Source organism: Streptomyces kurssanovii, assembly GCF_040677245.1.
Lineage (GTDB): Bacteria > Actinomycetota > Actinomycetes > Streptomycetales > Streptomycetaceae > Streptomyces > Streptomyces kurssanovii.
In genome coordinates, this window is record NZ_JBFAQK010000059.1 from 22,359 (window position 1) to 46,598 (window position 24,240).

Annotated in this window: 22 protein-coding genes and 1 pseudogene; 9 read left to right on the forward strand and 14 right to left on the reverse strand. The window is 69.3% G+C overall.

Annotated features, from left to right (window positions below; genetic code table 11):
* Positions 1–27 precede the first annotated feature (27 nt).
* The 3 genes from AB0K36_RS28795 to AB0K36_RS28805 are packed head-to-tail and all read left to right on the forward strand — an operon-like array spanning position 28 to position 3,652.
* Positions 28–552, forward strand: coding sequence for a PadR family transcriptional regulator (locus AB0K36_RS28795; RefSeq protein WP_364599902.1), 525 nt, complete (start codon positions 28–30; stop codon positions 550–552).
* Positions 549–1,235 carry an ABC transporter ATP-binding protein gene (locus AB0K36_RS28800; protein ID WP_364599903.1) on the forward strand — a complete coding sequence of 229 codons (687 nt, stop codon included), beginning with the start codon at positions 549–551 and terminating at the stop codon, positions 1,233–1,235. The genes AB0K36_RS28795 and AB0K36_RS28800 overlap by 4 nt, the downstream gene beginning before the upstream one ends.
* Complete coding sequence (locus AB0K36_RS28805) at positions 1,232–3,652, forward strand: FtsX-like permease family protein (protein WP_364599905.1); 2,421 nt, start codon at positions 1,232–1,234, stop codon at positions 3,650–3,652. The genes AB0K36_RS28800 and AB0K36_RS28805 overlap by 4 nt, the downstream gene beginning before the upstream one ends.
* Positions 3,653–3,677: 25 nt before the next feature.
* Here AB0K36_RS28805 and AB0K36_RS28810 read toward each other — a convergent pair whose 3' ends face one another.
* The gene (locus AB0K36_RS28810; protein WP_364599907.1) at positions 3,678–4,622 is read right to left on the reverse strand and encodes a LysR substrate-binding domain-containing protein; all 945 of its coding nucleotides are present in this window, start codon (positions 4,620–4,622) and stop codon (positions 3,678–3,680) included.
* Positions 4,623–4,753: 131 nt separating this feature from the next.
* On the opposite strand from AB0K36_RS28810, the gene AB0K36_RS28815 reads away from it, so the two are divergent.
* Both AB0K36_RS28815 and AB0K36_RS28820 read left to right on the forward strand, forming a co-directional pair.
* On the forward strand, positions 4,754–5,308 hold the full coding sequence (locus AB0K36_RS28815) for a peroxiredoxin (RefSeq protein ID WP_189466326.1): 555 nt from the start codon (positions 4,754–4,756) through the stop codon (positions 5,306–5,308).
* Positions 5,309–5,314: 6 nt separating this feature from the next.
* A complete protein-coding gene (locus AB0K36_RS28820; protein WP_189466328.1) occupies positions 5,315–5,848 on the forward strand; it encodes an alkyl hydroperoxide reductase in 534 nt (177 codons plus the stop codon).
* Between the two features lie 65 nt (positions 5,849–5,913).
* Here the strand turns inward: AB0K36_RS28820 and AB0K36_RS28825 are convergent, their stop codons facing one another.
* The 5 genes from AB0K36_RS28825 to AB0K36_RS28845 all read right to left on the reverse strand — a co-directional run bounded on the left by AB0K36_RS28825 (position 5,914) and on the right by AB0K36_RS28845 (position 11,823).
* Entirely contained in the window at positions 5,914–6,690 is a 777-nt protein-coding gene (locus tag AB0K36_RS28825) for a hypothetical protein (RefSeq protein ID WP_364599909.1), read from the reverse strand.
* On the reverse strand, positions 6,687–8,036 hold the full coding sequence (locus tag AB0K36_RS28830; protein WP_364599911.1) for an AI-2E family transporter: 1,350 nt from the start codon (positions 8,034–8,036) through the stop codon (positions 6,687–6,689). The genes AB0K36_RS28825 and AB0K36_RS28830 overlap by 4 nt, the downstream gene beginning before the upstream one ends.
* Before the next feature lie 159 nt (positions 8,037–8,195).
* Positions 8,196–8,897, reverse strand: coding sequence for an aggregation-promoting factor C-terminal-like domain-containing protein (locus AB0K36_RS28835; RefSeq protein WP_189466334.1), 702 nt, complete (start codon positions 8,895–8,897; stop codon positions 8,196–8,198).
* Between the two features lie 420 nt (positions 8,898–9,317).
* Positions 9,318–10,640 carry an RNA 5'-3' helicase PhoH2 gene (gene phoH2 / locus AB0K36_RS28840; protein ID WP_189466335.1) on the reverse strand — a complete coding sequence of 441 codons (1,323 nt, stop codon included), beginning with the start codon at positions 10,638–10,640 and terminating at the stop codon, positions 9,318–9,320.
* A gap of 421 nt (positions 10,641–11,061) precedes the next feature.
* On the reverse strand, positions 11,062–11,823 hold the full coding sequence (locus AB0K36_RS28845) for an isoprenyl transferase (RefSeq protein ID WP_189466337.1): 762 nt from the start codon (positions 11,821–11,823) through the stop codon (positions 11,062–11,064).
* Between the two features lie 107 nt (positions 11,824–11,930).
* On the opposite strand from AB0K36_RS28845, the gene mgrA reads away from it, so the two are divergent.
* Positions 11,931–12,968: an L-glyceraldehyde 3-phosphate reductase gene (gene mgrA, locus AB0K36_RS28850; protein ID WP_364599914.1), complete on the forward strand. Its 1,038-nt coding sequence runs from the start codon at positions 11,931–11,933 to the stop codon at positions 12,966–12,968.
* Positions 12,969–13,285: 317 nt separating this feature from the next.
* Positions 13,286–14,491: a winged helix DNA-binding domain-containing protein gene (locus AB0K36_RS28855; RefSeq protein WP_364599916.1), complete on the forward strand. Its 1,206-nt coding sequence runs from the start codon at positions 13,286–13,288 to the stop codon at positions 14,489–14,491.
* Positions 14,492–14,518: 27 nt separating this feature from the next.
* On the opposite strand, the pseudogene AB0K36_RS28860 reads toward AB0K36_RS28855, so the two are convergent.
* Both AB0K36_RS28860 and AB0K36_RS28865 read right to left on the reverse strand, forming a co-directional pair.
* A pseudogene (locus AB0K36_RS28860) lies at positions 14,519–14,928 on the reverse strand (cupin domain-containing protein).
* Between the two features lie 50 nt (positions 14,929–14,978).
* Positions 14,979–15,692, reverse strand: a complete 714-nt coding sequence (locus tag AB0K36_RS28865) for a prepilin peptidase (RefSeq protein WP_364599918.1) — start codon at positions 15,690–15,692, stop codon at positions 14,979–14,981.
* Positions 15,693–15,732: 40 nt separating this feature from the next.
* On the opposite strand from AB0K36_RS28865, the gene AB0K36_RS28870 reads away from it, so the two are divergent.
* Positions 15,733–16,098: a DUF192 domain-containing protein gene (locus AB0K36_RS28870; RefSeq protein WP_364599920.1), complete on the forward strand. Its 366-nt coding sequence runs from the start codon at positions 15,733–15,735 to the stop codon at positions 16,096–16,098.
* A 55-nt stretch (positions 16,099–16,153) separates the two neighbouring features.
* On the opposite strand, the gene AB0K36_RS28875 is transcribed toward AB0K36_RS28870, so the two are convergent.
* The 6 genes from AB0K36_RS28875 to AB0K36_RS28900 form a co-directional block, all read right to left on the reverse strand.
* Positions 16,154–16,726, reverse strand: coding sequence for a hypothetical protein (locus AB0K36_RS28875; protein WP_364599922.1), 573 nt, complete (start codon positions 16,724–16,726; stop codon positions 16,154–16,156).
* A gap of 92 nt (positions 16,727–16,818) precedes the next feature.
* The gene (locus tag AB0K36_RS28880; protein ID WP_364599924.1) at positions 16,819–19,098 is read right to left on the reverse strand and encodes a DUF6571 family protein; all 2,280 of its coding nucleotides are present in this window, start codon (positions 19,096–19,098) and stop codon (positions 16,819–16,821) included.
* A gap of 48 nt (positions 19,099–19,146) precedes the next feature.
* Positions 19,147–19,593: a hypothetical protein gene (locus AB0K36_RS28885; protein ID WP_364599926.1), complete on the reverse strand. Its 447-nt coding sequence runs from the start codon at positions 19,591–19,593 to the stop codon at positions 19,147–19,149.
* Positions 19,594–19,595: 2 nt separating this feature from the next.
* On the reverse strand, positions 19,596–20,873 hold the full coding sequence (gene mycP / locus AB0K36_RS28890; RefSeq protein WP_364599928.1) for a type VII secretion-associated serine protease mycosin: 1,278 nt from the start codon (positions 20,871–20,873) through the stop codon (positions 19,596–19,598).
* Between the two features lie 17 nt (positions 20,874–20,890).
* Positions 20,891–22,360, reverse strand: a complete 1,470-nt coding sequence (locus AB0K36_RS28895; RefSeq protein WP_364599930.1) for a hypothetical protein — start codon at positions 22,358–22,360, stop codon at positions 20,891–20,893.
* A gap of 102 nt (positions 22,361–22,462) precedes the next feature.
* The gene (locus AB0K36_RS28900; protein ID WP_435877953.1) at positions 22,463–22,951 is read right to left on the reverse strand and encodes a DUF2563 family protein; all 489 of its coding nucleotides are present in this window, start codon (positions 22,949–22,951) and stop codon (positions 22,463–22,465) included.
* Between the two features lie 551 nt (positions 22,952–23,502).
* Between AB0K36_RS28900 and AB0K36_RS28905 the strand changes: the two genes are divergently transcribed.
* Complete coding sequence (locus tag AB0K36_RS28905; RefSeq protein WP_364599932.1) at positions 23,503–24,045, forward strand: endonuclease domain-containing protein; 543 nt, start codon at positions 23,503–23,505, stop codon at positions 24,043–24,045.
* Positions 24,046–24,240 lie beyond the last annotated feature (195 nt).

Here is a 24,240-nt window from a genome sequence, read left to right on the forward strand (position 1 = left end):
GTATACACCCTCAGTACAGTGACCCTCATGTCCATCGGTCACGCACTCCTCGGCCTTCTCGAGGCCGGCCCCCGCCACGGCTACGACCTGAAGCGGGCCTTCGACGAGCGGTTCGGGCAGGACCGCCCGCTGCACTACGGACAGGTCTACTCGACCATGTCCCGGCTCCTGAAGAACGGTCTCGTCGAGGTCGACGGAGTCGAGTCCGGTGGCGGGCCGGAGCGGAAGCGCTACGCCATCACCGATGCGGGGATCACGGACGTCGAGCGGTGGCTCGCCCGGCCCGAGAAGCCGGAGCCGTACCTCCAGTCGACGCTCTACACCAAGGTCGTCCTCGCCCTGCTCACCGGCCGCAGCGCCGCCGAGCTGCTCGACGGCCAGCGCGCGGAGCATCTGCGGCTGATGCGGATCCTCACCGACCGCAAACGCGGCGGGGACCTCGCCCACCAACTGATCTGCGACCACGCCCTGTTCCACCTGGAAGCCGATCTGCGCTGGCTGGAACTGACCGCCGCACGGCTCGACCAGCTCGCCTCGGAGGTCCGGGCGTGATCCCCGCCGGTTCCCTGCTCGTCGCCGAGGGCCTGCGCAAGACCTTCGGGTCCACCACCGCCCTCGACGACGCCTCGTTCTCCGTCCATCCCGGCGAGGTCGTCGCCGTCATGGGACCGTCCGGTTCCGGCAAGTCGACCCTGCTGCACTGCCTTGCCGGCATCGTCCGGCCCGACGCCGGGTCCGTCACCTACGCGGGCCGCGAGATCACCGGCCTGTCGGACACGGAACGCAGCGCGCTGCGCCGTTCGGACTTCGGGTTCGTGTTCCAGTTCGGCCAACTGGTCCCGGAGTTGAGCTGCGTCGAGAACGTGGCGCTGCCGCTGCGGCTCGGCGGGGTGAAGCGCAAGGAGGCCGAGCGCACGGCGCGGGAATGGCTGGAGCGGCTCGAGGTCGGGGACACCGCGCGCAAGCGGCCCGGCGACATCTCCGGCGGTCAGGGGCAGCGGGTCGCCGTGGCCCGGGCGCTGGTCGCCTCGCCCAAGGTCGTCTTCGCCGACGAACCCACGGGCGCCCTGGACACGCTGAACGGCGAGCGGGTGATGTCGCTGCTCACCGACACGGCCCGCCGGCAGAACACGGCCGTCGTACTGGTCACCCATGAGACGCGCGTCGCCGCCTACTCGGACCGGGAGATCATCGTGCGGGACGGCAGGACGCGCGACCCCGAGCGGGTCGCATGAGCACGACACGGCACGAGCCGCGTCCCTCGCGTACGGCACCGGACCTGCCGCCTCCCGCGCGGCGTCCGCACCGCGGGCCCGCAGCGCGGTTGCGGGACCTCGCCATGGGCGTCCGGTTCGCCGTCTCCGGCGGCCGTGAGGGCCTGACCCGTACCGCGCTCACCGCCCTCGGAGTGGGCCTCGGGGTCGGGCTGCTGCTCATCGCCGCGTCCGTACCGCAGATGATGGACGCCCGGGACAGCCGTACCGCCGCCAGGACCGCCGTCGGACCGGAGCCGGGCGAGCAGGCGCCGGTCTCCGCGACGAGCCTGGTGACGGCGCCGGCCGACACCGACTACCGCACGGAGACCGTCGGCGGCGAGATCCTGCGGCCGGACGGCGCCGATCCGGCGCTGCCGCCGGGCCTCGACCGTGCCCCGGCGGCCGGCGAGATGTACGTCTCCCCCGCGCTCGCCGATCTGCTGGCCTCCCCGGAGGGGCGGCTGCTGAAGGAACGCCTGCACCACCGCACGGTGGGCCTCATCGGCGACGCCGGCCTTCTCGATCCGGGCGAACTGCGCTTCTACGCGGGCAGTTCCACCCTGACCACCGACACCGGCGGTGTGCGGGTCGACGGCTACGGCACCCGGGGCGGCGGCGATCCGATGGCCCCCGTGCTCATCGTCGTCGTCGTCCTGGCGTGCGTGGTGCTGCTGGTACCGGTGACCGTCTTCATCGCGACCGCGGTCCGTTTCGGCGGCGAGCAGCGCGACCGACGGCTCGCCGCCCTGCGCCTGGTGGGGGCGGACGCCAGGACGACCCGCTGGATCGCGGCCGGTGAGGCGCTGTTCGGCGCCGTGCTCGGACTGGCCGTCGGAGCCGGGGCGTTCGCCGGAGGGCGGCTGATCGCCGGCTCCGTACGGGTGTGGGACCTCAGCGCCTTCCCCTCCGACGTCGTACCGGTGCCCTGGCTCGGCGCGCTGATCCTGCTCGCCGTGCCGGTCGTGTCGGTGGTGGTGGCACTGCTGGCGATGCGCGCCGTGACGATCGAACCGCTGGGTGTCGTACGGCGGTCGGCACCGCGCCGCGGCCGCCTGTGGTGGCGGCTGCTGATGCTGCCCGCGGGACTGGCCGTGCTCCTGGCGACCGGCACCGTCGGCCAGGACTCGGACGTCGTCGAACCGTGGCCCGTCGCCGCGGGGACGCTGCTGGTGCTGTTCTCGCTGACCGCACTGCTGCCCTGGCTCGTCGACGCCGTGGTCCGGCGGCTCGGCCGCGGCCCCGTGGCGTGGCAACTGGCCGTGCGCCGGCTCCAGCTGGGCAGCACCTCCGCGACCAGGGCGGTGGGCGGCATCACGGTCGCGGTGGCGGGAGCGATCGCGCTGCAGATGGTGTTCGCCGCGGTGCACGACGACTTCAACCGCGTGACCGGAGAGGACTCCGAGCGGGCGCAGCTGACGGTCTCCGCGGAATTCCCGAGCGGTGAACTGGCCGCCGAGATGATCAGGGAGTTCCGCGCAACGGACGGCGTGCGGGGGGTGATCGGCACGGTGGAGGCGTACGTGGTGTCCCCGGAGCCCGTCGCCGAGGAGGACATCCGGCCCACGACCCTGATGACGGTCGGCGACTGCCCCACCCTGCGGGAACTGGCCCGCATCCGCTCCTGCGCGGACGGCGACACGTTCGTCGTGCACAGCGTCCGTGACGAGCCGCCGGGCGACTGGATCGACAGGACCGCCCGCAAGGGCAAGCAGGTGAACCTCAACAGCGACACCCCCTTCGACGGCTCCGCGCCGAAGCTGTGGACCCTGCCGGAGCGGTCACCCACGGTCATGGCGCGGCCCGACCCGGTGGGCGAGGAGCACACCGGCATCCTCGCGACACCGGGGGCCGTGGACGTGTCCGCTCTCCCCGGCGCCTGGACCACGGCGCTGGTGCAGATCGACGAGAGCGTGCCGGACGCGAAGGAGTTCGTGCGGAACACCGCCGCACGGATCGACGCCCCGGTCCGGGTGCGGACCATTCACAAGATCGAACGGGACCGGCAGTACGAGAGCGTCCGGACCGGGCTGCTCGCCGCCGCCACCGCGACGATGGGGCTCATCGCCGCGTCGATGGCGGTGGCCCAGATCGAACAGCTCAGGGAGCGCAGGCGGCTGCTGGCGGTGCTGGTGGCCTTCGGCACCGGCCGCGCCACCCTGGCCTGGTCGGTGCTGCTGCAGACGGCCGTCCTGGTGGTGCTCGGTACGGCGATGGCGGTCGCGGCCGGCATCGGGCTGGGCGCCGCGATGCTGCGGATGATCGGGAAGCCGGTCACGCACTGGGGATCGTTCCTCCCGGTGGCCGGCATGGGAGCGGGTCTGATCCTCGTGGTGACGCTGCTGAGCCTGCCCGTGCTGGTCCGGCTGATGCGCCCGGGGGGCCTGCGGACGGAGTGACGCCCGCCCGGCGCGGGCCGTCCTCTCAGGGCGCGACCCGCACCGGCAGCGCGCCCATCGCCTCTCGCAGCGCCGTTGCGAACTCCTCGAACTCGCCGCCCCGGGCGGCTCCCGACCGCATCGCCAGCGCGATCCGGCGCGACGGCGCCGGGTCGGCGAACCAGCCGGTCTGGAGGCGGCCGGCGCGGCCGGTCTCCACATCGACGGCCGTCCGCGGCAGCAGTGTCACGCCGAGGCCGCCCGCGACGAGCTGGACGAGCGTGGCGAGGCCCGCCGCGGTCGTGGTCACGGGGGCGCCTTCGGTGCGGCCCGCCTCGCGGCAGATGTCGAGAGCCTGGTCCCGCAGGCAGTGCCCCTCGTCGAGGAGGAGGAGATGCAGCTCGCGCAGCGCCTCGCGCGGGATGTCCTGACGGCCGCCGAGCCAGTGGTCCTCGGGGGTGACCAGGACGAAGTCCTCGTCGAACAGCGGCAGTTCGGTGACACCGGGCACACCGAGCGGCACGGCCAGCAGCAGCAGGTCCAGCCGCCCCGCGCCGAGCCCCTCCAGCAGTGACGAGGTCTGCTCCTCATGCACCTGGAGGTCGAGCTCCGGGTACCGCTCGTGGACCAGCTTCAGCACGGTCGGCAGCAGATACGGCGCGACCGTCGGGATCACGCCCAGCCGGAGCACGCCCGTGAACGGCGCCCGTACCGCCTCCGCCTCGTCCATGAGGGCGCCGACGGCTTCCAGGACGGCCCTTGCCCGGACCGCGAGCCTCTCCCCGGCCGGGGAGAGGAGCACCTTGCGCGTCGTACGCTCGAGGAGCTGGACACCGAGTGCCTCCTCGAGCGCCGAGACGGCGCCGGACAGCGCGGGCTGACTCATCCCGATCGCCGCCGCCGCGTCCCGGAAGTGCAGATGCTCCGCCACGGCCGCGAAGGCGCGCAGCTGTGCGAGGCTCGGCTGTTTGCCCCTGTTTATGACGGCCACTGATAGGTACCTCCGATCGCGATGACCGAGTCTAGCTATTTCCGCGATCAATGCACTCTGTGCCACTATCAAGATCCGTCCAACCCCACCGGATGCCCCCAAAAGGGAAATCCTGTTTGCAAGGAGAGCGCGTGCTCACTGTCGGTGACCAGTTCCCCACGTTCGAGCTGACTGCCTGCGTCTCGCTGGAGAGCGGCAAGGAGTTCGAGGAGATCAACCACAAGTCCTACGAGGGCAAGTGGAAGGTCGTGTTCGCGTGGCCCAAGGACTTCACCTTCGTCTGCCCGACCGAGATCGCCGCGTTCGGCAAGCTGAACGACGAGTTCGCCGACCGTGACGCCCAGATCCTCGGCTTCTCCGGCGACTCCGAGTTCGTCCACCACGCCTGGCGCAAGGACCACGCCGACCTGCGTGACCTGCCCTTCCCGATGATGGCCGACTCGAAGCACGAGCTCATGCGCGACCTGGGCATCGAGGGCGAGGACGGCTTCGCGCAGCGCGCCGTCTTCATCGTCGACCCGAACAACGAGATCCAGTTCACCATGGTGACCGCCGGGTCCGTCGGCCGTAACCCCAAGGAGGTCCTGCGCGTGCTGGACGCCCTGCAGACCGACGAGCTGTGCCCGTGCAACTGGACCAAGGGCGAGAACACCCTCGACCCCGTCGCGCTGCTGTCGGGCGAGTGATCCGACATGGCTCTCGATGAACTGAAGGCCGCCGTACCGGACTACGCCAAGGACCTGAAGCTGAACCTCGGCTCGGTCATCGGCAACAGCGAGCTTCCCCAGCAGCAGCTGTGGGGCACCGTGCTGGCCTGCGCGATCGCCTCGCGTTCGCCGCGGGTGCTGCGCGAGCTGGAGCCGGAGGCGAAGGCCAACCTCAAGCCCGAGGCGTACACCGCCGCCAAGTCGGCCGCCGCGGTCATGGCGATGAACAACGTCTTCTACCGGACCCGGCACCTGCTGTCGGACCCGGAGTACGGGACGCTCCGTGCCGGTCTGCGGATGAACGTCATCGGCAACCCCGGTGTGGAGAAGGTCGACTTCGAGCTGTGGTCGCTCGCCGTCTCCGCCATCAACGGCTGCGGCCAGTGCCTCGACTCCCACGAGCAGGTGCTGCGCAAGGCCGGAGTGGACCGCGAGACGATCCAGGAGGCCGTCAAGATCGCCGCGGTGATCCAGGCCGTGGGTACGACGCTGGACGCAGAGGCCGTCATGGCCGAGTAGTCCTCGCACTCGCGCAGAAGGGCCCCGCCGACCGGAAACGGCCGGCGGGGCCCTTCTGTGTGCCGTCAGCTCTTCAGCCTGGCCATCAAGGCCTTCATGTCCTCGGCCATCATCGGCTCGAAGTCGGCCACGTCCGTGAGCGGCTCACCGGTCTCCGCGTCCCAGTCGCTGCTGGTCGACATGGTGAGCACCGCCTGGCCGTCCAGCACCTCCAGAGTGATGCCGCCGCTGTCCCGGACGACGAAGGCCATGTCACCGAGACCGTCGACGCGCCGCAGTGCCGTCCCGTCGTCGCCGACCGACTCGTCTGATTCCTCGACGGCTGCTTCTTCGACGGCTGTGTGGCGGGCTGCCACGGCCCCCTCGAACTCGGGGCCCGGATCGGTCTTCTTGTGCAGGGTGTAGCCCACCGAGACGCTCGGCAGCGAGCCCAGCTCGTTCCCGTCCTCGTCGGTCGGGAGTTCGTACCCCGTCGGCCTCATCTCGAAGTAGCACGACGCGTCGTCGAGGCTCTCGTGCGTACTGCGCCATGCCGAGCCCTGGCCCACGCGCTCGCCCATCGCGGCCGACAGCGCCTTCAACTCCGCGTCCAGGCACAGGTTCCGGCTCACGCGGTACCCCCCGAGGTCCGGTTCGGCGGCGGAGTGCACGTACAGGCCGCCCGCCCACACCGCCGACGCGACGACCGCGCCGCCGAGTGCCCACAGCCAGGCGGGAAGGGCGCGGCGCGGGCCCGCGGGGCCCTGGTCCTCCGCCACCACGTCGTCGGCGGCCGGGCGTTGTCCGGGGAGTTCGGCCGCGCCGAAGTACCCCTCAGGCACGAGCTCCGGTTCCGAGATCACTCCGACTCCTCCGGTGTCCGGTTCCGCCCCGGCCGGGACTCCTCCGCCGCGGCCGTCGCCGCCGCCGCGTCGAGGGACGTCGAGCCGTGCGGCGGCGGGGAGTGGCGCAGCGCCTGTTCCTGGCCGTACACCCGCAGATAGCCGACGACCGTGTTGGTCACGGCGACCAGCGGGACCGCCACCACCGCGCCGCCGATACCGGCGGTCAGTCCGCCGCAGGCCACGGCGAGCACCACGGCGAGCGGGTGCACCCGCACCGCGCGGCCCAGGATGAACGGCTGCAGCACATGGCCCTCGATCTGCTGGACCGCGAGGACGACGACCAGCACCATGAGCGCCGTGAACACGCCCTGCGTGACCAGCGCGACGACCACCGCGAGAGCGCCGGAGACGACCGCGCCGACCAGGGGGATGAAGGCGAAAAGGAAGATGAACACGGCGAGCGGCACGGCCAGCGGCACATCGAGGAAGTAGATCCCGAGGCCGATGAAGATCGCGTCGATCAGTGCCACTATCACCGTGCCGCGGACGTACGCGGTCAGGGTGCGCCAGGCACGCGGTCCGGCACCGGCGACCCCCTGCCGCGCCTGTGCGGGGACGAGTTTGAGCACCCACTCCCAGATGCGCCTGCCGTCGTACAGCAGGAACAGCGTGGAGAACATCGCCAGCAGTATCCCGGTGAGCACCTCGACCATCACGCTCACACCCTGGAGACCCGCCGAGGTGATCTCCTCCGTGTTGGTGCCGATGGTGTCGCTGAGGTTCTGCGCGATGTCGTTGATCTGGCTCTCCGTCACATGGAACGGGCTGTCCAGGAGCCAGCGCTTCAGCTCGTCGATGCCGTCCCTGACGCGGTCGGAGAGGTTGTCCAGGTTGTCCATCACCTGCCACACCACGAACCAGCCGACCAGGCCCATGATGACGAAGCCGAGGATCGCCGTCACCGCGGTGGCGAAGCCCCGCGGGAGGCCGAGCCTGCACAGCCGGGCGACGGTCGGCTGGAGCATCGCGGTGACGAGCAGGGCCGCCACGAACGCCAGCACCACCAACTGCACGGCGCTGATCGCCCGCATCAACACCCAGAGGGTGCCCGCCAGTACGAGCAGCCGCCAGCCCGCCTCCGCCGCGACACGCATCCCCCAGGGGATGGCGGCGACCGGGTCGGGCTTCGCGGACACGGCCGGCGCGTAGGCAGGCGGCGGGGGAACGCTCTCGGGGAGCCGCGGGGCGCCGGGCAGCTCGTCGTCGGCGTCCGGGGCGCCCTCGTTACGGCGCTCCTCGAGACGCTCTCCCATCCGGGTCAGCCCGGCGCCCACCCGGCCGAGCCATCCTGGAACCTTCGACATGATGCTTCCTCTTCCCCCCGCCACTCTCCCCCTGCGCCCTCGAGGCACGGGTGTCCCCCGCCGGGGAGTACCGAATGGAGACCGTACACGCACGGAGCCCCTCACCGTAGGACGGTGAGGGGCTCCGAAAAGTTGAGCGACCGGCGGGCCGGAGGCCTGCTAGTACCAGTGGTTCGCCTGCCAGAACGACCAGGCGCCGCACGGGCTGCCGTAGCGGCTGTCCATGTAGTTCAGGCCCCACTTGATCTGGGTGGCCGGGTTGGTCTGCCAGTCGGCGCCGGCCGTGGACATCTTGGAGCCCGGCAGTGCCTGGACGAGGCCGTACGCACCGGAAGACGGGTTCTGCGCGCGGTAGTTCCAGCTGGACTCGTGGTCCACGATGTTGCTGAAGCACTGGAACTGGTCGGCGGGCACCATCTGGCGTGCCATCGCCTGGACCTCGGCGATGCTGTAGGACGCCTGGGTGGAGAAGCTCGACGCGTCGCGGACGGAGTCGCGGTTGGCGCGGGCCTCCGCGGCCGCGGCCTCCTCGCGCTCCTTCTTCGCCTGCTCCTCGGCGGCTTCCTTCTTCGCCTTGGCGGTTTCGGCCGCCTGGATGCGTGCCGATTCCTCGGCGGACTTCTTCGCAGCCGCGTCCGCGGCAGCGGCCTGTGCGTCGGCCTGCTGCGTCAGGGACGACACCTGGATCTGGGCCTGCTCGCCCATGGGAATGTCCGCGAGGAGCGTCGCGTCGGCGGCAGTCGTCTCGAGGTTGTCGCCCGAGGGCTGAGTGTTGCCCGACGCGACGCCGACGACGGCGCCGACGGTGGTGACCGCAGTAGCCGAAGCCACTGCGAATCCCCGGACCGAGATCCGGCTCACACGGTTTCCTTCCAGCATCGCTCGCACAGGTGACCCCGCGAGCGAAATCTTGCCCCTGACGCTGGCCTCCCCACTGATCGGGTCACGGGAGGCGCGGGCCCGGTGGGCAACTCCCGGGGGGAGCTGCCGCATTGTGCTCGCGGGCGGCATGCGACTGACATGTCTTGAATTGTGTGTTGCTGTGCACCAACTGTGGTGCGGATGTGTCGCATGCGGGGCCTGACGGAAGCAAGACTCTGCCGCAGGGCGAGGCCGCAAGGCAATTCTTCGTTGCGTGTGAAAGCTCACACCCCGTTTGAGCCAGGGCTTTTGAAGGAATCGGCGGACAGCACGACGCCGCCCGGCTACGCTCTTGCGCTTCGCCGGGCGGCGTCAAGTGACTTGCCCTTTTTGCCAGATAGGCCCCTGGGGCCTAACGGATCAAATGTGCCCGTCCTCCAGCATTTCGGTCACCAGCGCGGCGATCGGTGAACGCTCCGAGCGGGTGAGGGTGACATGCGCGAACAGCGGATGCCCCTTCAGCTTCTCCACCACCGCGACCACTCCGTCGTAGCGGCCGACCCGGAGGTTGTCCCGCTGAGCCACGTCATGCGTGAGGACGACCCGGGAATTCGCCCCGATACGGGACAGAACCGTCAGGAGTACGTTCCGTTCCAGCGACTGGGCCTCGTCGACGATGACGAACGCGTCATGAAGGGAACGGCCCCGGATGTGCGTCAGCGGCAGGACCTCCAGCATGCCGCGGTTCAGGACCTCCTCGATGACCTCACGGCCCGCGACGGCGGACAGCGTGTCGAAGACCGCCTGCGCCCACGGGCTCATCTTCTCGGCCTCGGTGCCCGGCAGATAGCCGAGCTCCTGCCCGCCCACCGCGTAGAGCGGCCTGAAGACCATCACCTTCTGGTGCTGCCTGCGCTCGAGGACCGCCTCGAGGCCCGCGCACAGCGCCAGCGCCGACTTGCCGGTGCCGGCCCGGCCGCCGAGCGAGACGATGCCGACCTCCTGGTCGAGGAGCAGATCGAGGGCGATGCGCTGCTCGGCGCTGCGTCCGTGGATGCCGAACACCTCGCGGTCGCCCCGTACCAGGCGGACGTTGCCCTCGGCGGTGACCCGCCCCAGCGCCTTGCCGCGCTCGGACTGCAGCACCAGACCGGTGTGCACGGGGAGATCCGCCGCCTCCGGTACGTACAGCGTCTCCTCCCCGTACAGCAGGTCGACCTGCTCCGCCGTCAGGGGCAGGTCGGTCATGCCCGTCCAGCCCGTGTCGGTGATGGCGAGCTCCGCGCGGTACTCCTCCGCGAGCAGGCCGACCGACGACGCCTTGATGCGCAGCGGCAGGTCCTTGGAGACGACCGTGACGTCGTACCCCTCCGCCTGGAGGTTGCGCGCGACGGCCAGAATCCGTGAGTCGTTGTCCCCCAGCCTGAAACCGGCCGGCAGTACGCCGGGATCCGAGTGGTTGAGCTCGACACGCAGCGTGCCACCGAGGTCCCCGATGGGCAGCGGAGAGTCGAGGCGGCCGTACCGGACACGGAAGTCGTCCAGCAGGCGCAGCGCCTGCCGGGCGAAGTAGCCGAGCTCCGGATGGTGCCTCTTGGCCTCCAGCTCCGTCACCACGACGACGGGGAGCACGACCTCGTGCTCGTCGAAGCGGCTCATGGCTTTCGGGTCCGCCAGCAGGACGCTGGTGTCGAGAACGTAGGTGCGCCGGTCGTTCATACGGCGCTTTGTGCTGTTCACCACGGAAGGACGTACCCCCTCGGACGAGGTCGGGGTGCGACGGCGTCGCGGGCCATGGGTCCTCCCGCCGAAGCGGGGGACGGGCCGGGCTCAGGCCACGATGCGCGGGCCGAGCGCCGGCCCTCCGCGTGGTCCGCACCGCTGGTGCAGTCCTTCGTGTGCAAAGGGCCTCCCGGGTGGGCGGCGTGAGCCGCTCACTGAGATACGACGTTCGTGGATCGGACGTCGACCTGCAAGAGGTATGCCCTCGAACAAGTGCGGCCATGCCAGGAGGCCGGGCGTCTGCCGGATGAACGTGCGGTGACGAGGCGCGTCGAGGGGGCGCGCGGCTGCCGCGCCACGCGGGGGAGGCGACACGGCGGTCCCGGGCGGAGCGTGAAGGGGACCGGGGCGGGGCCCGGTTCAGGGAGAGGCGGCGCGGCCGTCAGGCGCCGTAGCGGCGGTGGCGCGCCGCGTAGTCGCGCAGTGCGCGCAGGAAGTCGACCTTACGGAACGCCGGCCAGAAGACTTCGCAGAAGTAGTACTCGGAGTGTGCGCTCTGCCAGAGCATGAAGCCGGAGAGCCGCTGCTCCCCGCTGGTACGGATCACCAGGTCGGGATCCGGCTGCCCCCGCGTGTACAGGTGCTCGGAGATGTGTTCGACGTCGACGATCTCGGCGAGCTCCTCGAAGCTCGTGCCCTTCGCCGCGTGCTCCAGCAGCAGCGAACGGACCGCGTCCGCGATCTCCTGGCGGCCGCCGTAGCCGACGGCGACGTTGACCAGTATTCCCTTCACGTCCGCCGTGGCCTGCTCGGCCTCCTTCAGGACCCGCTGCGTGTGGTCGGGCAGCAGGTCCAGGGTGCCCACGTGGTGCACCCGCCAGCGCCCGTCGGCGGCGAGGTTACGCACCGTGTTCTCGATGATGCCCAGAAGCGGCTTGAGCTCTTCTTCGGGCCGGTCGAAGTTGTCCGTGGAAAGGAGCCAGAGGGTGACGACCTCGACGTCGGTCTCCGCACACCAGCCGAGCAGCTCGGAGATCTTGTCGGCACCGGCCTGGTGTCCCTGTGCGGCCGTGCCGCCGGACGCCTTCGCCCAGCGGCGGTTGCCGTCGAGGATGACACCGATGTGCTTGGGCACCTGGGCATGGTCGAGGCGGCCTTCCACCCGGCGTGCGTAGAGCCTGTACACCAGGTCGCGCAGGTTCACAGTTCTTACACCCCTCCATGCGGCAGTCCCCGAAGGCGCAACCCTACTGCGGGCCGGGCACGGCGGCCCAACCCGGAGTGTCACAAGTCCGTGATAAGGAGGGAAGCGTGACTGATTCCCCTTATTACCTCGCCGACGCCGACCGCTACGGGTCCATGGAGTACCGCCGCAGCGGCCGCTCCGGCCTCAAGCTGCCCGCGCTCTCCCTCGGCCTCTGGCACAACTTCGGCGACGACCGCACGCTGGGCTCGCAGCGCACGATCCTGCGCCGCGCCTTCGACCTGGGCGTCACCCACTTCGACCTTGCGAACAACTACGGACCGCCGCCCGGATCCGCCGAGCTGAATTTCGGCAAGATCTTCGCGCAGGACTTCTCCCGCTACCGGGACGAGATCGTCGTCTCCACCAAGGCCGGCTATCTCATGCACCCCGGCCCTTACGGCGAGTGGGGTTCGCGCAAGTATCTGCTGTCGTCGCTGGACGCCTCCCTGAAGCGGATGGGCCTCGACCACGTCGACATCTTCTACTCCCACCGCTTCGACCCCGAGACTCCGCTCGAGGAGACGATGGGAGCGCTCGCATCCGCCGTGCACCAGGGCAAGGCCCTGTACGTGGGCGTGTCCTCCTACAACGCGGAGCAGACGGCGGAGGCGGCCGGGCTGCTGAAGGAGATGGGTGTCCCGGCGCTCATCCACCAGCCCTCGTACTCCATGATCAACCGCTGGATCGAGAACGACGGCCTGCTGGACACCCTGGAGAGCGCCGGTATGGGCTGCATCTCCTTCGTGCCGCTCGCGCAGGGGCTGCTCACCAATAAGTACCTGAAGGGCATCCCCGAGGGCTCGCGGGCCACCCAGGGCAAGTCGCTCGACCCGAACCTGCTGTCCGACGAGGTCGTGCGCCGGCTCAACGGACTCAACGACATCGCCGCGCGCCGTGGCCAGTCGCTGGCCCAGCTGGCGATCTCGTGGGTGCTGCGGGACCCGCGCATGACGTCCGCGCTCATCGGCGCGTCGAGCGTGAAGCAGCTCGAGGAGAACGTCGCGGCGCTGGCCGGGGCGCCTCTGACGCAGGCGGAGCTGGAGGAGATCGACACCTTCGCGGTGGACACGAAGGGCACGAACATCTGGGCCGACCGGGGCTGACCCGTCGGGCGGAGACATAAAACGGGCCGGTCCGTGGGGGGGATACGGACCGGCCCGAGGGGGGGTTTCCACCATAACCCTTCGTAAGCGGTGCGCGGTGCCACGCCATGCCGGAAGTGGGGGCGGAATTCGCCGGGCGGCGCGAGGGGCGGGGCGGTACCAGCCCCGATGCCCCGGAACCGTCCCTCCCACGGGGGACCCGGGCCGCGAGGCGCGTCGTTGACGAATGTAGTGACGTTCCGTCAAATGCCCGACCGCCGCGCCTATTTGGCTTATACAGGACAGGTTCTGACCTATATGGCGCTTACCGTCTCCGCATGACGACGACTGACGTGACGTGGACGCGGGCGAGTGCCCGGCGACTGGCCCGCCAGGGCCTCACGGTCCAGGGGCTGACCGCCCAAGGACCGGCCGGCCGGGAAGGCCCAGAAGGCGCGGGCCTCGGCTCCCCCGCCGACGTCGTGGGCGCGATGCTCGGCGCACACGCCCAGGTGATGTCCGCGGCGGAGCTGTCGACAGCGCTGCGACTGCCGGCCGGCACGACCCGGACGGACGTACGCGAGGCGCTCTGGAGCGACCGGACCCTGACCAAAACGTACGGCCCGCGCGGCACCGTCCACCTGCTTCCCACGGCGGACCTGCCGATGTGGACGGGCGCCCTGTCCGCGATCCCGGCCGGGCCCGATCCCTGGCCCGACGACGTACGGATGACTCCGCAGCAGACCGACGAGGTCGTCGAGGCCATCCGCGACGCTCTGGCCGGTGAGCCGCTGACCGTCGACGAACTGACGGAGGCGATCGTGGACCGCACGGGCCCCTGGGCCGGGGACCGGGTCATGGAAGCCTTCCAGGACAAGTGGCCGCGCTGGCGGCAGGCGGCCCACACGGCCGCCCACCGCGGCGCCCTCGCCTTCGGCCCCAACCGCGGCCGCAAGGTGACGTACACCAGCCCCGGCGTCACGCCGGCGGACGGGCCTCGAGCCGTGCCGGAACTCGTACAGCGCTACCTGCACGCATACGGCCCGGCCACCCCGGCGCACTTCGCCAAGTGGCTGGCGGCACCGCCGGCGTGGGCGCGTGACGTATTCGCAGCTCAGGCGACCGCCGGCCGTATCGAGGAGGTCGTCTTCGACGGCGCGCCGGCCTGGGTCGTCTCCGGCGACACCGCCTTCCCGGACTCCGCCCCGCCGCAGGGCGTACATCTGCTCCCCTACTTCGACGCGTACCTGATCGCCAGCCGGCCCCGCGAGCGGCTCTTCCCCGGCGCCGCCTACGCCCGGGCCCTGGCGGGCGGCCAGGCGGGCAACTACCCGGTGGTGCTGGTGGACGGGACCGCCGCCGGCGTCTGGCACCAGCGCCGCTCGGGCAAGCGCCTCCTGGTTACCGTCGAACCGATCGGCCCCGCACTCGACTCGGCGCGCGCCCGGACCGCGCTCGCCGCCCAGGTGGACCGGGTCGCCGAGATCCTGGAAAGCCGCGCCGAGTTGACGCTGAGCACGGTGTCGGTCGGACCGCACGCATGACGGCCACTCAGGCCCCGAGAGGCATGGCTACTCCAGGTCGTGGCCGGTCGTGCTGTCGACGTTGTCCGGGAGCTCACCCTCGTGACGGTCACCGGTGGACTTCGTACCGGACGGCTCGAACATGAGGATCGAGCCGCCGGTGGAGGTGGGCTTGTGCTCGGTGCCCTTCGGGACGACGAAGGTGTCGCCCTTGCGCAGCTCGACCGTGGACTCGGTGCCGTCGGCGGCCCGCAGGGCGATGTCGAACTCCCCGTCGAGGACGAGGAAGAACTCGTCCGTGTCCTCGTGCACATGCCACACGTGGTCGCCAAGGGTGTGCGCGATGCGGACGTCGTAGTCGTTCATCCGGGCGACGATGCGGGGGCTGTACTGTACACGTCGTCGAAGGTGGCGAGGGCTTCGGTGAGGTTCACGGGCTTCTTCGCGATGGAGTCCATGAGATCGATTCTGCGCGGCCGGGTCCCACCGCGTCTCGTCCATTCCCGCGTCAGCGCAAAGCGAGGGCGCCGAGCAGGACACCGAGCCAGGCCCCCGACATCATGAACGGCCCGAACGGGATCGTGCTCCTGCGCCCCGCGCGGCGCAGGGCGATGAGCCCGAGGCCGTAGAGCGAGCCGAGCAGGAAGCCGGCGAAGGCGCCCGCGAAGAGCACCGCCCAGCCGTACCAGCCGAGGACGACGCCCAGCGACAGCGCCAGCTTCACATCCCCGAAGCCCATGCCGCCGGGACGGATCAGGAACAGCACGAAGTACACGCCCCCGAGAACCACACCGCCGAGCAGCGCCGTCGACCACGACCCACCGGCGCCCGGCAGCAGACCGGCGCCCCCGAGCAGGAGCACCGCCCCGGCAGCCAACGGCAGCGTCAGGTGATCCGGCAGCCGGCGCACCCTCACATCGACCACCGCCAGCAGTACGGCGAAGGGCACCAGCACCAGCCAGGCCACCAATTCGGGCCGCGCACCGGCCGCAGCGGCCAGCGCGGCGCACACCGCCGCGGTCACGAGCGGCGCGGCTCTGCGCGCCGGCAACTGGGCCGGGCAACACGCCCTACCCACCCACCCACCGTACGGATGCCCCGCCGGACACTCCGCACGCCACGCCTCCCCCGGCTCGACGGCGAGCCGGTACGCCGCCCGCGGACACAACCACCCGGCCCCGGCACCCCACAGGGCGGCAACGAACACCAACGCTGCTTCCACACCCCTGACCCTAGGACGATCGAGCGATAGCGTGAACGCCATGAGGCGGCGGCAATGGCACGACGGCACGGGCAGGTTGACGGTCGACGGCCTTGACGTCGCCCCGGTCGAGATCGCCGCCACGTACCGCACGCGCCGCCGCGGCCTCCTCGGCCGCGACGGCATCGAGGGCGCGATGCTCCTGACGCCGTGCGGCAGCGTCCACTCGTTGGGGATGCGCTTCCCCATCGACGTGGCCTACCTGGACCGCGACCTGCGCGTCCTCACCGTCCGGACGATGCGCCCGGGGCGGGTGGGCCTGCCGCGCCCGCGGGCCAGGCACGTCCTGGAGACGGAGGCGGGCGCGATGGCGGGGTGGGGGGTGCGGGCGGGCTCGCGCCTGACGATCACGCAGCGCGGCCGATGAGCTCAGCCGCCCTCCCTCGTAGTTCTGCGTCCGTCTCGCGCGTCGCGACGGTCGGTCACTTCACGGACGAGGGCGGCTCGGCAGGGATGACTGGCTTGTTCTCGCAGCCGATGGCTTTGGTCATGACCTTGGCGGAATGAAGCAGGTGGGTGAAGTGGACACGAGCGCTCGAGTTGCCGTTGACCCCGTCCCTCATCTGCCCCTCAAGTGGCACATCGTTCTTCTGCTGTGCCGGCGTACCGGGGATCTTGCAGCCAACGAAAACATGATAGCTGACATCCACCGCACCAAGTTTCAAAAGCAACCGGACGTCCGAATTCACTGGCGTTACAATCAAGCCATCCTCGTTTTCCCCAGAGATGGGGGCATCGAGCGGGAGGATGGAAGGTCCGAACTCCAAGGAGAACTCGCCAAATCCATCAGTCGCGGTGCAGAAACTGGGGGCCGAGTAGTAGGGGGTACCCTTCCTTTCCGGTGTCCAGTCGCGGAGCTGACTCCGGAAGCTGAGCCGAGCATCCTCAAGGTCGTTAGTACTTGACATCGTGAGTTCACCCCCCTTGCCGACGCCATCCTGCAGCCACCCAACACCGGCATCACCGAGAATTTCCCTACACGCCTTCGCTGTCACTTGGGGGCTACTTACCTCTTGTTCGCCTGCACACCCAGCGCCTGCCAGCAGTGAGACCAGTGTCAGCGTGGAGGGAACTACTCGCCTCGACATCAGTGCCCTCGCGCATTGTCGGTGTCGGTGCGCCGTGCCCCCGTTTGATATTGAACCTCAGCGTCGTCCATGATGTCCCAGACCCGGCGCTGCCCCATGCCGCGCGACTCAGCCCAATTGAGGAGCGGAGCCATGGCATTCTGCTCTCCTTCCACCGTTGCTTGCTGGATAGCATCCACGGCCTCATCTCTATTGTTGTATTCGTGCTCCTTCAGCCAATCCATCGTCTGGGTTGCGAAGTGCGTCTCAGCAGCACCGCCTGCCACCTCAAAGGCGAGAGGCACTGCGATGGCTGCCGCAACGCCGGCGGGCACGATGACAGCAGCGCCCACACCGGCCACGGTTCCGATCACAGCCGAGGCGGCAAAGTCCCGCCATGCCCCCTGCTTCGCGAGTTCCATATCCCTCTTACCCTTTTCGTCCGCGAACTCCTTGCCGATGGCTTCCATACGCACCTCGTCAAGCATTCCGTGCATCTTCACGCTGTGCATGCCGACATCCATCGCAGTTGCGTCGTCGGAACCGTGCGCGGCCATGGCGCTTGCCCCATAGATTTGCTGGGCAGCGGAAACAATCTCGTAAGCATCCTTGTCCGTAACCAGGGCCCTGATGAAGCTCGTACTCGACTCGAAATCGCGCAACTGATTCACCTCGGCACCAAACAATTCACCCCGACCCCCCCTATCGCCAACGCCCCCGAAGTTCGCCTCGGAATAATTGATGCTGTCGATGTGGCCCGCTGCCATCCTTGCCAGGCTTTCACGGATTCCATCCTGCTTGTCGATCAAGTCGGACGTCTTGTAGTGATCGACCACTCTCTCCATGAGCGCCGTCCGACCCTCACGCGCCTGAATCTCCTCCGCCGTCTTCGTGGACGGAATCGAGGGGTCACCGCTGTCGTACGCGTACCCGAGTGTCGCCGACTCCAGAGCATGACCCAGGAACTGGTACCCCGTCGTCTTGCCGTCGTCGTCCTTCGGCCAGGCCCGCGAGTCCTTGTTCTCCTTGTCGACGAGGTAGTCCCAGTTGCTGATCTCCTCCAGACCACCCTTGCCGTCGTGGCCGGATGACCCACCGAAGAACTCGAGGGAAGCCTCCGGGTTGTGCCCCAGCGCCTCCAGCAAGTGGGCCACCGGGTCCCTCTCGGAATCGGCGCCTGGCGGGTAGCTCAACTGGGCCGGGTTGTACTGGTTCTTCCAGAGCAGGTCCGGCGTGCCCAGCACCGGGTCCTTGGCCTTGCCGCGCTCGAAATCGATCAGCTTCTCGCCGTACTTGTTCAGGAATGCGGCATCCCACTTACCTTCGGACATCAACGGCCCGAAGACCTGGAAGCCGAACGGAGCGCTGCGGACGCCGTTCGGTCCATGGATCCGGTCGTCCCCGAGTCCGATGATGCCGTCCTTCCACTCCCGCATGGCGGCGGAGTCGACGCGACTGGCCGTGGCGAGCGTCATACCGAGGTTGTCCTGCACTGTCTCCAGGATCTTGGCCCGGTCACCCGATGGTGTCCTGCCTTGCCCAGGATCCGCCAGGGAGCGCCAGAATTCGAGAGTTCCCTCAGGCCCCAGCTTGGTCGCGAACCGCTCCGCGAACGCCGGGTTGTCACGGTGGTAGCCGGCAACCCGGTTGAAGCGCTCCAGTTCCGCGTCGGTCATCTCGTGCCCCTTGGCCGCGAGACGCAGCATGGCGTCCGCATCCTCGATGCCCTGATGCCGGTCGGCGTCCTTGAGCCCCGTGTAGCCCTTCTCGTCGAAGTCGTACCTGCTTTCAGCGTGGCGGCGCAGGGCCCGCGCCGTGATCCGGTCCGTCTCGTCCGCAGCCGCCAGGATTCGGTCGATGTCGGCCTGTGCGGTCACCATGTCCTGGTCGGCAGGCGGGAGCGGCCCCACGGGCTTCTCGACCAGGCTGAAGCGCTCGGCTTTCCCCTTGCTGTTGAAGTACACCTGCTTCTTGGACCATTCGGCGACCGCGGCTCGGAGGTCCCCTCTGTGCTTCGTCAGACTCGCGTGGGCATCTCTCAGGATGCTGTGAATACTGCGGGCCTCGGTGACCATGTCGTCGAATTGACGCGCTGTCGTTGTCGTGAACTTCTTGCTGACCGTCGCGTTGTCGCCTTTCCAGTCCGCCGCGTTGGCCCTCCGTTCGAGATCGGCGGCATTGACCTCGCCGTCACCCCCGTCGGCGAGAATGACCACCTTGTCGAGCATCTGCCGCCAGTGCGTGACCGCTGTGCTCAGCTTGGTGAGATTGAGTTCGTACAGTTCCTGGTATGTCACCATGAGATCTTCATTCTCCGAGCCTCCGACAGAACCGCCCATGGCGCCAGATCACTTGAGCAAGTCACTGATACGCGACGCCGTCATCAGCGTGCCGTCCAGTGCCTTCATATCGAGTTCGATCTTCCGCTCTGTCTTCGCATGAACGGACCGCGAGTAGTCGAGGTGGTTCGAGATGTGGCCGCAGGCTTCTTTGAGCGTGGCCAGTTTGGTGTTCCACGCGTCGTGCACCTCGAGCAGGCCCGCCCCCATGTCCAGACCATTGTTGAAGAGATCGTTGGAGGCTTCGAAGGTCGCGACGCGAGCGTGGTCGCCATGGGTGGACAACCCGTTCCTGAGCGAACGGGCCATGTCGCCCAGCTTGCCGAGGACGTCGTCGTGCACAACGAGGTCCTGGCCGGCACTGCCCTCTGCCGGGAGCTGGTTGAGCCTCATCTGCGTGGTGTCGGCACGGCTCGCTACGGCGGCCTTGGACTGTTCCCACTCGTCCCACGCCATGTTCATGTCCTTCCGTTGAAGCGGCGCTTGCGGAGGGCCGGTACGGCGATGGCCGCGCCGAGAAGGGCGGCGGCTCCAATGCCTGCGGCGATCCACAAGGTTGTCGAGTCGGGGTCCCCGTCGGCCGCGGTGGGTGAGTTGGCGGCGGGCACTTCGGCCCCGGCCGCGGGCGCGGAGGCGTCGGGCTTCGGGGCCGGCGACTTCGCGTCGGCGTAGCTGAAGTCGGGAATCGGGTACTCGTCGGCCGGGCCCGGGTCGCCGGGGCTCTTCAGCGCGACGCGCGGCCGGATCACTCCGTACCCGACGACGTCGTCCCGGCTGAGACCGTCCTCGTTGCCACTGGCGGTCTGCATCAGAACGCGGAGCACCTGATTGTTGGTCCAGTCCGGGTGCTGCGACCAGATGAGCGCGGCGGAGGCGGAGGCGAGGGCGGTGGCACCACTGGTGCCGGTGCCGCCACAGAGCTGCGTGCCGCCGGGGCAAGCACTGACCATGTCCTTGCCAGGTGCCGCAAGGTCGACCTGAGGACCCCACTGGGAGACCTTCATGGGCTTGGCTTTCTCGTCGACACCGGCGACGCCAACGACACCCGGCGTGCCGGCCGGGAACTCGACGAAGTTGGTCGTGTCGCCACTATTGCCAGCCGCAGCGAAGATCAACTTGCCCTTCTTCAGGGCCTCTTTGACCGCCGAGGCGATCTCCGGCGGTCCTCCGTCAGGAGCGCCTCGGGCATTCCCTACTGACATGGAAATGTTGATGATCTTCGCATCGGATTCAGCTGCATACCGGATCGCCTCGGCCATGGTCGTGGGGCCGTTCGGATCAGAGTTCAGGCTGCCGAAGTCGAGTTTGCCCTTTGGGTAAGGCATCTTGATCGGAAGAATTTTTACACCGGGAGCCAAACCATACGAACCGTTCACCTTGCCACGCGCCCCCGTTGCGGCGATGAGCGCGGCCATACCCGTGCCGTGTCCTGCTTGGTCCGTGTGCTCGTCACCCTTCAGCCCGGAGTAGTCCACGCCGTCAAGGATCTGGCCACGCAGATCAGCCAGTGAGTCGTCGACACCGGAGTCGAGCACGGCCACGGTGACGCCGCGCCCCGTGCTCGTCGCCCACATCTCCTCCGCATGCATGGCGTCGAGATGCCACTGCTGATCCCGCACCGTGTCCGCGTGAGCAGGAGCGCCGGTAGCGGCAGTCAGCACCACCGCCGCTACCAGCGAAAGGATGGAATGACGCCTCACCGGTCGGCTGCTCATGGGATTCATCTGATCCTTCATACGGCTTCTGGGCCTGATCACTCGATGACCGGTGGCACGACACGACGGTCATTCTGCCCCCAGGTCTCTTTGTCCTCGGTGAGGTACTCGGGCCGAGTGCCGTCACGACCGTCGCGGCTACGGTTCGAGCGATTCGCCCCTTGAGGGGCTGCTGCCATGCCCGGACGGCCGGCGGGAGCGCCGTGAGCGCCCGAGACAGCCCCGGTGCCATCCGGCGTGAACGGCCGAGACAGCGGGCGGCCGGTCTGCTGCGGCGTACCGCCGACGATCCCGCCCGTCTCCCGGGCAAGTCGGCGGCCCCCGGAGGCCCCAGTCTGCTGTGAGGCACCGTGCCCCTTGGGCCCACCGAGGCCCTGACCCATGGGGCCTCGGGGCATCATCCCCTCACCCCCGACGACGGTGCCACGCGGAAGTCCCTTCGCCGGGCCACTGGCTGTCGGAGGGACCGGCCGTCCACCGACGATGCCGTTGTCGCGTGGCAGACGCCCCGGCGTGCCGGTGCTCTGCGGTGCCTGACCTGGCAGTGCGGGTTGTCGAAGCCCACCTGCGCCGAGGCGACCCGTGACCGGTGGAGCCGCGGGGATGACCACTTTGCGTACGGGAGCAGCAGGTGGCACCGAAGGCGGTGTTCCTGCCAGTTCCGATCGGCCGGTGGGGGCATCAGTCGAAGGCAGCGGGCTCCCGGGCGCTCCTGGCAGGGACGTCACAGGCGCCAGACTGTCGAGTTCCATGCGGGCCGAGGCAGCACCGCGCCCCTGTCCGGACGCCACCTCATCGGACTGTCTCGCGGGCTGCGCCTCCTCGGCGCTCACGAAGGCGGGAGAAACGTTGCTCGGTGCTCCAGCTCCGACTTCAGCACGGGAAGGCCCGGCCGCCACACCACCCGGCAACGCCAGATGCCTTTCCTGGCGGCGCCATTCACCGCCCAAGTGCATCGCCGGCGGCGGAAACGTCGGCGGGGTCACGCCGTTGACCTGTTGCGCCGAGAACTCGTACGTCTGCGCCAGCTTCCGCAGCCGCAGCGCCGCCTCGCCCCGCGCCGCGTCGATGCGGCCCTGCGCGGCGGTCGCGTCGGACTGTGCGGTGGTGGCGACGGTGCGCGCGTCGGGGTCGTTGCGGTTGGCCGGGTCGGTGGCGGCCGCGAGGGCGGACTCGGCCTTGCGGAGCGCGCCCTGCGCCTGCGTCGTCTCCGACAGAGGCGGCATCGCCGCCTTCGCCTCCGTGATCGCCAGGGCCACCTGTTCCATCCAGCGTGACGCGACCTCGCTGTACTGGCCCAGGCGGAGCGTCGCGCTCGCCGTCTGGCTGCCCCAGTTGCGGAACGCGTCGCCTCCCTCGCCGTGCCAGGGCAGGCCCGTGACGTGCGCCCTGATGTCCTCGCCGATCTTCGTGATCGCAGTGGACGCCTTCGCCAGCTTCGTCGCGAGGGTCGACGCGCCTGACGGGTCGGCGGAGGCCAGCAACGCGACGAGCTGCTGGTGGGTCATCGACTCGAAGTCCGTGCTCCGAGGCTGCGGGTGCGGCGCTCTGCCGTCCGGCTGATCAGCCATGTTGTCCTGCCCCCGTGGTGGTGTGCTGTCGGTCGGCCGTCAGAAGCCGGTCTTCTTGTCGGCTTCCTTCTTGGCGGGCACGTCCTCGACGAACGGGTCGCGGTTCTTGTCGTAGTACGACTCCACCTCGGCGTTGATCGCCTTCATACGGGCCTGGATGTCGTCGTCGACGTCCGCGTAGTCCGAGCGGGAGGTCTGCACCGCCAGGCCCATGCCCTCGATCTGGGTTCCAAGTACCTTGGACAGCTTCGTCAGCTCGTCATGGACGATCTCGTACGACTCGTACAGGAACTGGGCCTCCCCGAGTTCCGGAGCGCCGAGCTGGGCACGGCGAAGGCGGTCGTCCCCCATCGTGCCGGGTGCGGCCTCGGAGCCGTCGAGCTCGATCAGCAAGCGGTCGACGCGGGACTTGAAGGCCGCCATCTTCTCGGCCTCGATCTTCAAGGCCATTTGCGGGTTCACCGCGTAGAGACTGTCGAACGACTGGCCCGTGTCGGGCGATGCCGTTCCACTTACTCCGTCAGCCACAGCCGCCTCCCCCGTGATCACAACTGCGCCGCCGATCATCCTATCCGGCCGACACCCCTGACTTCACAGCAGCAATTGAGCCAACGTCAGCCAGGGCGCTGACTCGACCTCCCGGCAGTTGTCCACAGGGGGTGCAGACTTGCGTGTTGGCTACGGACACTTCGCCTGTGCAGGATCTGACACGACTCACTCACTACGACGTACTGCTGACCGCGCAGGCTCTGGCTGCCGGGTGGCCGCCTCGCCAACTCACCCGACGGCTTCACCATGACGGCTGGCTCCAGATCGAGAGGGGCGCGTGGTTGGCGCCGGGTAGGACCGTGGACTGGCGCGTACGGGCCCGAGCGATGCAAATACTGCGGCCCCACCTGGTCTGCAGTCATGGCACAGCCGCCGCCCTGCACCGGATCGAGCTCCTGACGAGCAACGCTGAGCTCGAGCCTCTGGAATTCAGCACTGGGATTCGCGGCTCCTCCCGCCGACGTGGTGGCGTCCGCGTACACCTACTGCGGCTCTCCGACGTCGACCGGTGCGTCCGGAATGGGCTGGTCGTGACCACACCTGTCCGCACAGTCGGCGACCTCCTGCGCGCCGGACCTCGCGACGGAGCAGTTGTCGCCGCCGACTCCGCGCTGTCGCCCCGCCGCGTCGCGAACGTGTCCCGGCCGGCGTTGGTGACCCGCGCCGGACTCGCGTCCGAACTCGCCGCACCGCTGCGCGGAGCGCAGCAGGCCCGGCGGTGGCTCCGCCTCACAGACTCTGCGGCCGGGTCGCCGGCGGAGACGTTCGCCCGTTTGCGGATGCACGACGTCGGGCTGCACCCGGCGTCGCAGGTCGTACTGCGGACCACCGGCGGAAGGACGTTCCGCCCGGATTTCCTCTTCCGTGGCGAGGGACTGGTCGTCGAGATCGAGGGCTACGCATTCCACGGCACGCGCCCGGCTCATGAGCGCGACGCCCGACGCTTCAACGAGCTGGCCGGCTGCGCGGGTGTACGGCGCGTGCTGCGCTTCACGGCGCGCGAGGTCTTCCAGTCGCCGGACGCGGTCGTCGCATCGATCCGCCACGCGTTGGCGGACCTGGCCCGGGCGTGAGATCGGTGAGCGTTGAAGTGAGCCAGGTTGTCAGGCGCGACGCCTTACGGTCCCGGGGACGGCCGGGTTCGTTGGTGTGGTGTGGGGCCGCCCTCCTGGGCTTGATGGTCGCGGCTCCGGGGCGTGCGTCAAGGGCGCTCGGTCGTTCCTCCCTCGCGTCGCTGCGCGATGGGCTGCGCCCACCCTTGACCCCCG

Coding starts and splice junctions, on each gene's coding strand:
- AB0K36_RS28820 (WP_189466328.1), top strand. CDS start 5,315: ATGGCTCTCGATGAACTGAAGGCCGCCGTACCGGACTACGCCAAGGAC.
- AB0K36_RS28795 (WP_364599902.1), top strand. CDS start 28: ATGTCCATCGGTCACGCACTCCTCGGCCTTCTCGAGGCCGGCCCCCGC.
- AB0K36_RS28870 (WP_364599920.1), top strand. CDS start 15,733: ATGAGGCGGCGGCAATGGCACGACGGCACGGGCAGGTTGACGGTCGAC.
- AB0K36_RS28880 (WP_364599924.1), bottom strand. CDS start 19,098: ATGGTGACATACCAGGAACTGTACGAACTCAATCTCACCAAGCTGAGC.
- AB0K36_RS28895 (WP_364599930.1), bottom strand. CDS start 22,360: ATGACCCACCAGCAGCTCGTCGCGTTGCTGGCCTCCGCCGACCCGTCA.
- AB0K36_RS28830 (WP_364599911.1), bottom strand. CDS start 8,036: ATGTCGAAGGTTCCAGGATGGCTCGGCCGGGTGGGCGCCGGGCTGACC.
- AB0K36_RS28805 (WP_364599905.1), top strand. CDS start 1,232: ATGAGCACGACACGGCACGAGCCGCGTCCCTCGCGTACGGCACCGGAC.
- AB0K36_RS28855 (WP_364599916.1), top strand. CDS start 13,286: ATGACGACGACTGACGTGACGTGGACGCGGGCGAGTGCCCGGCGACTG.
- mycP (WP_364599928.1), bottom strand. CDS start 20,873: ATGAAGGATCAGATGAATCCCATGAGCAGCCGACCGGTGAGGCGTCAT.
- AB0K36_RS28885 (WP_364599926.1), bottom strand. CDS start 19,593: ATGGCGTGGGACGAGTGGGAACAGTCCAAGGCCGCCGTAGCGAGCCGT.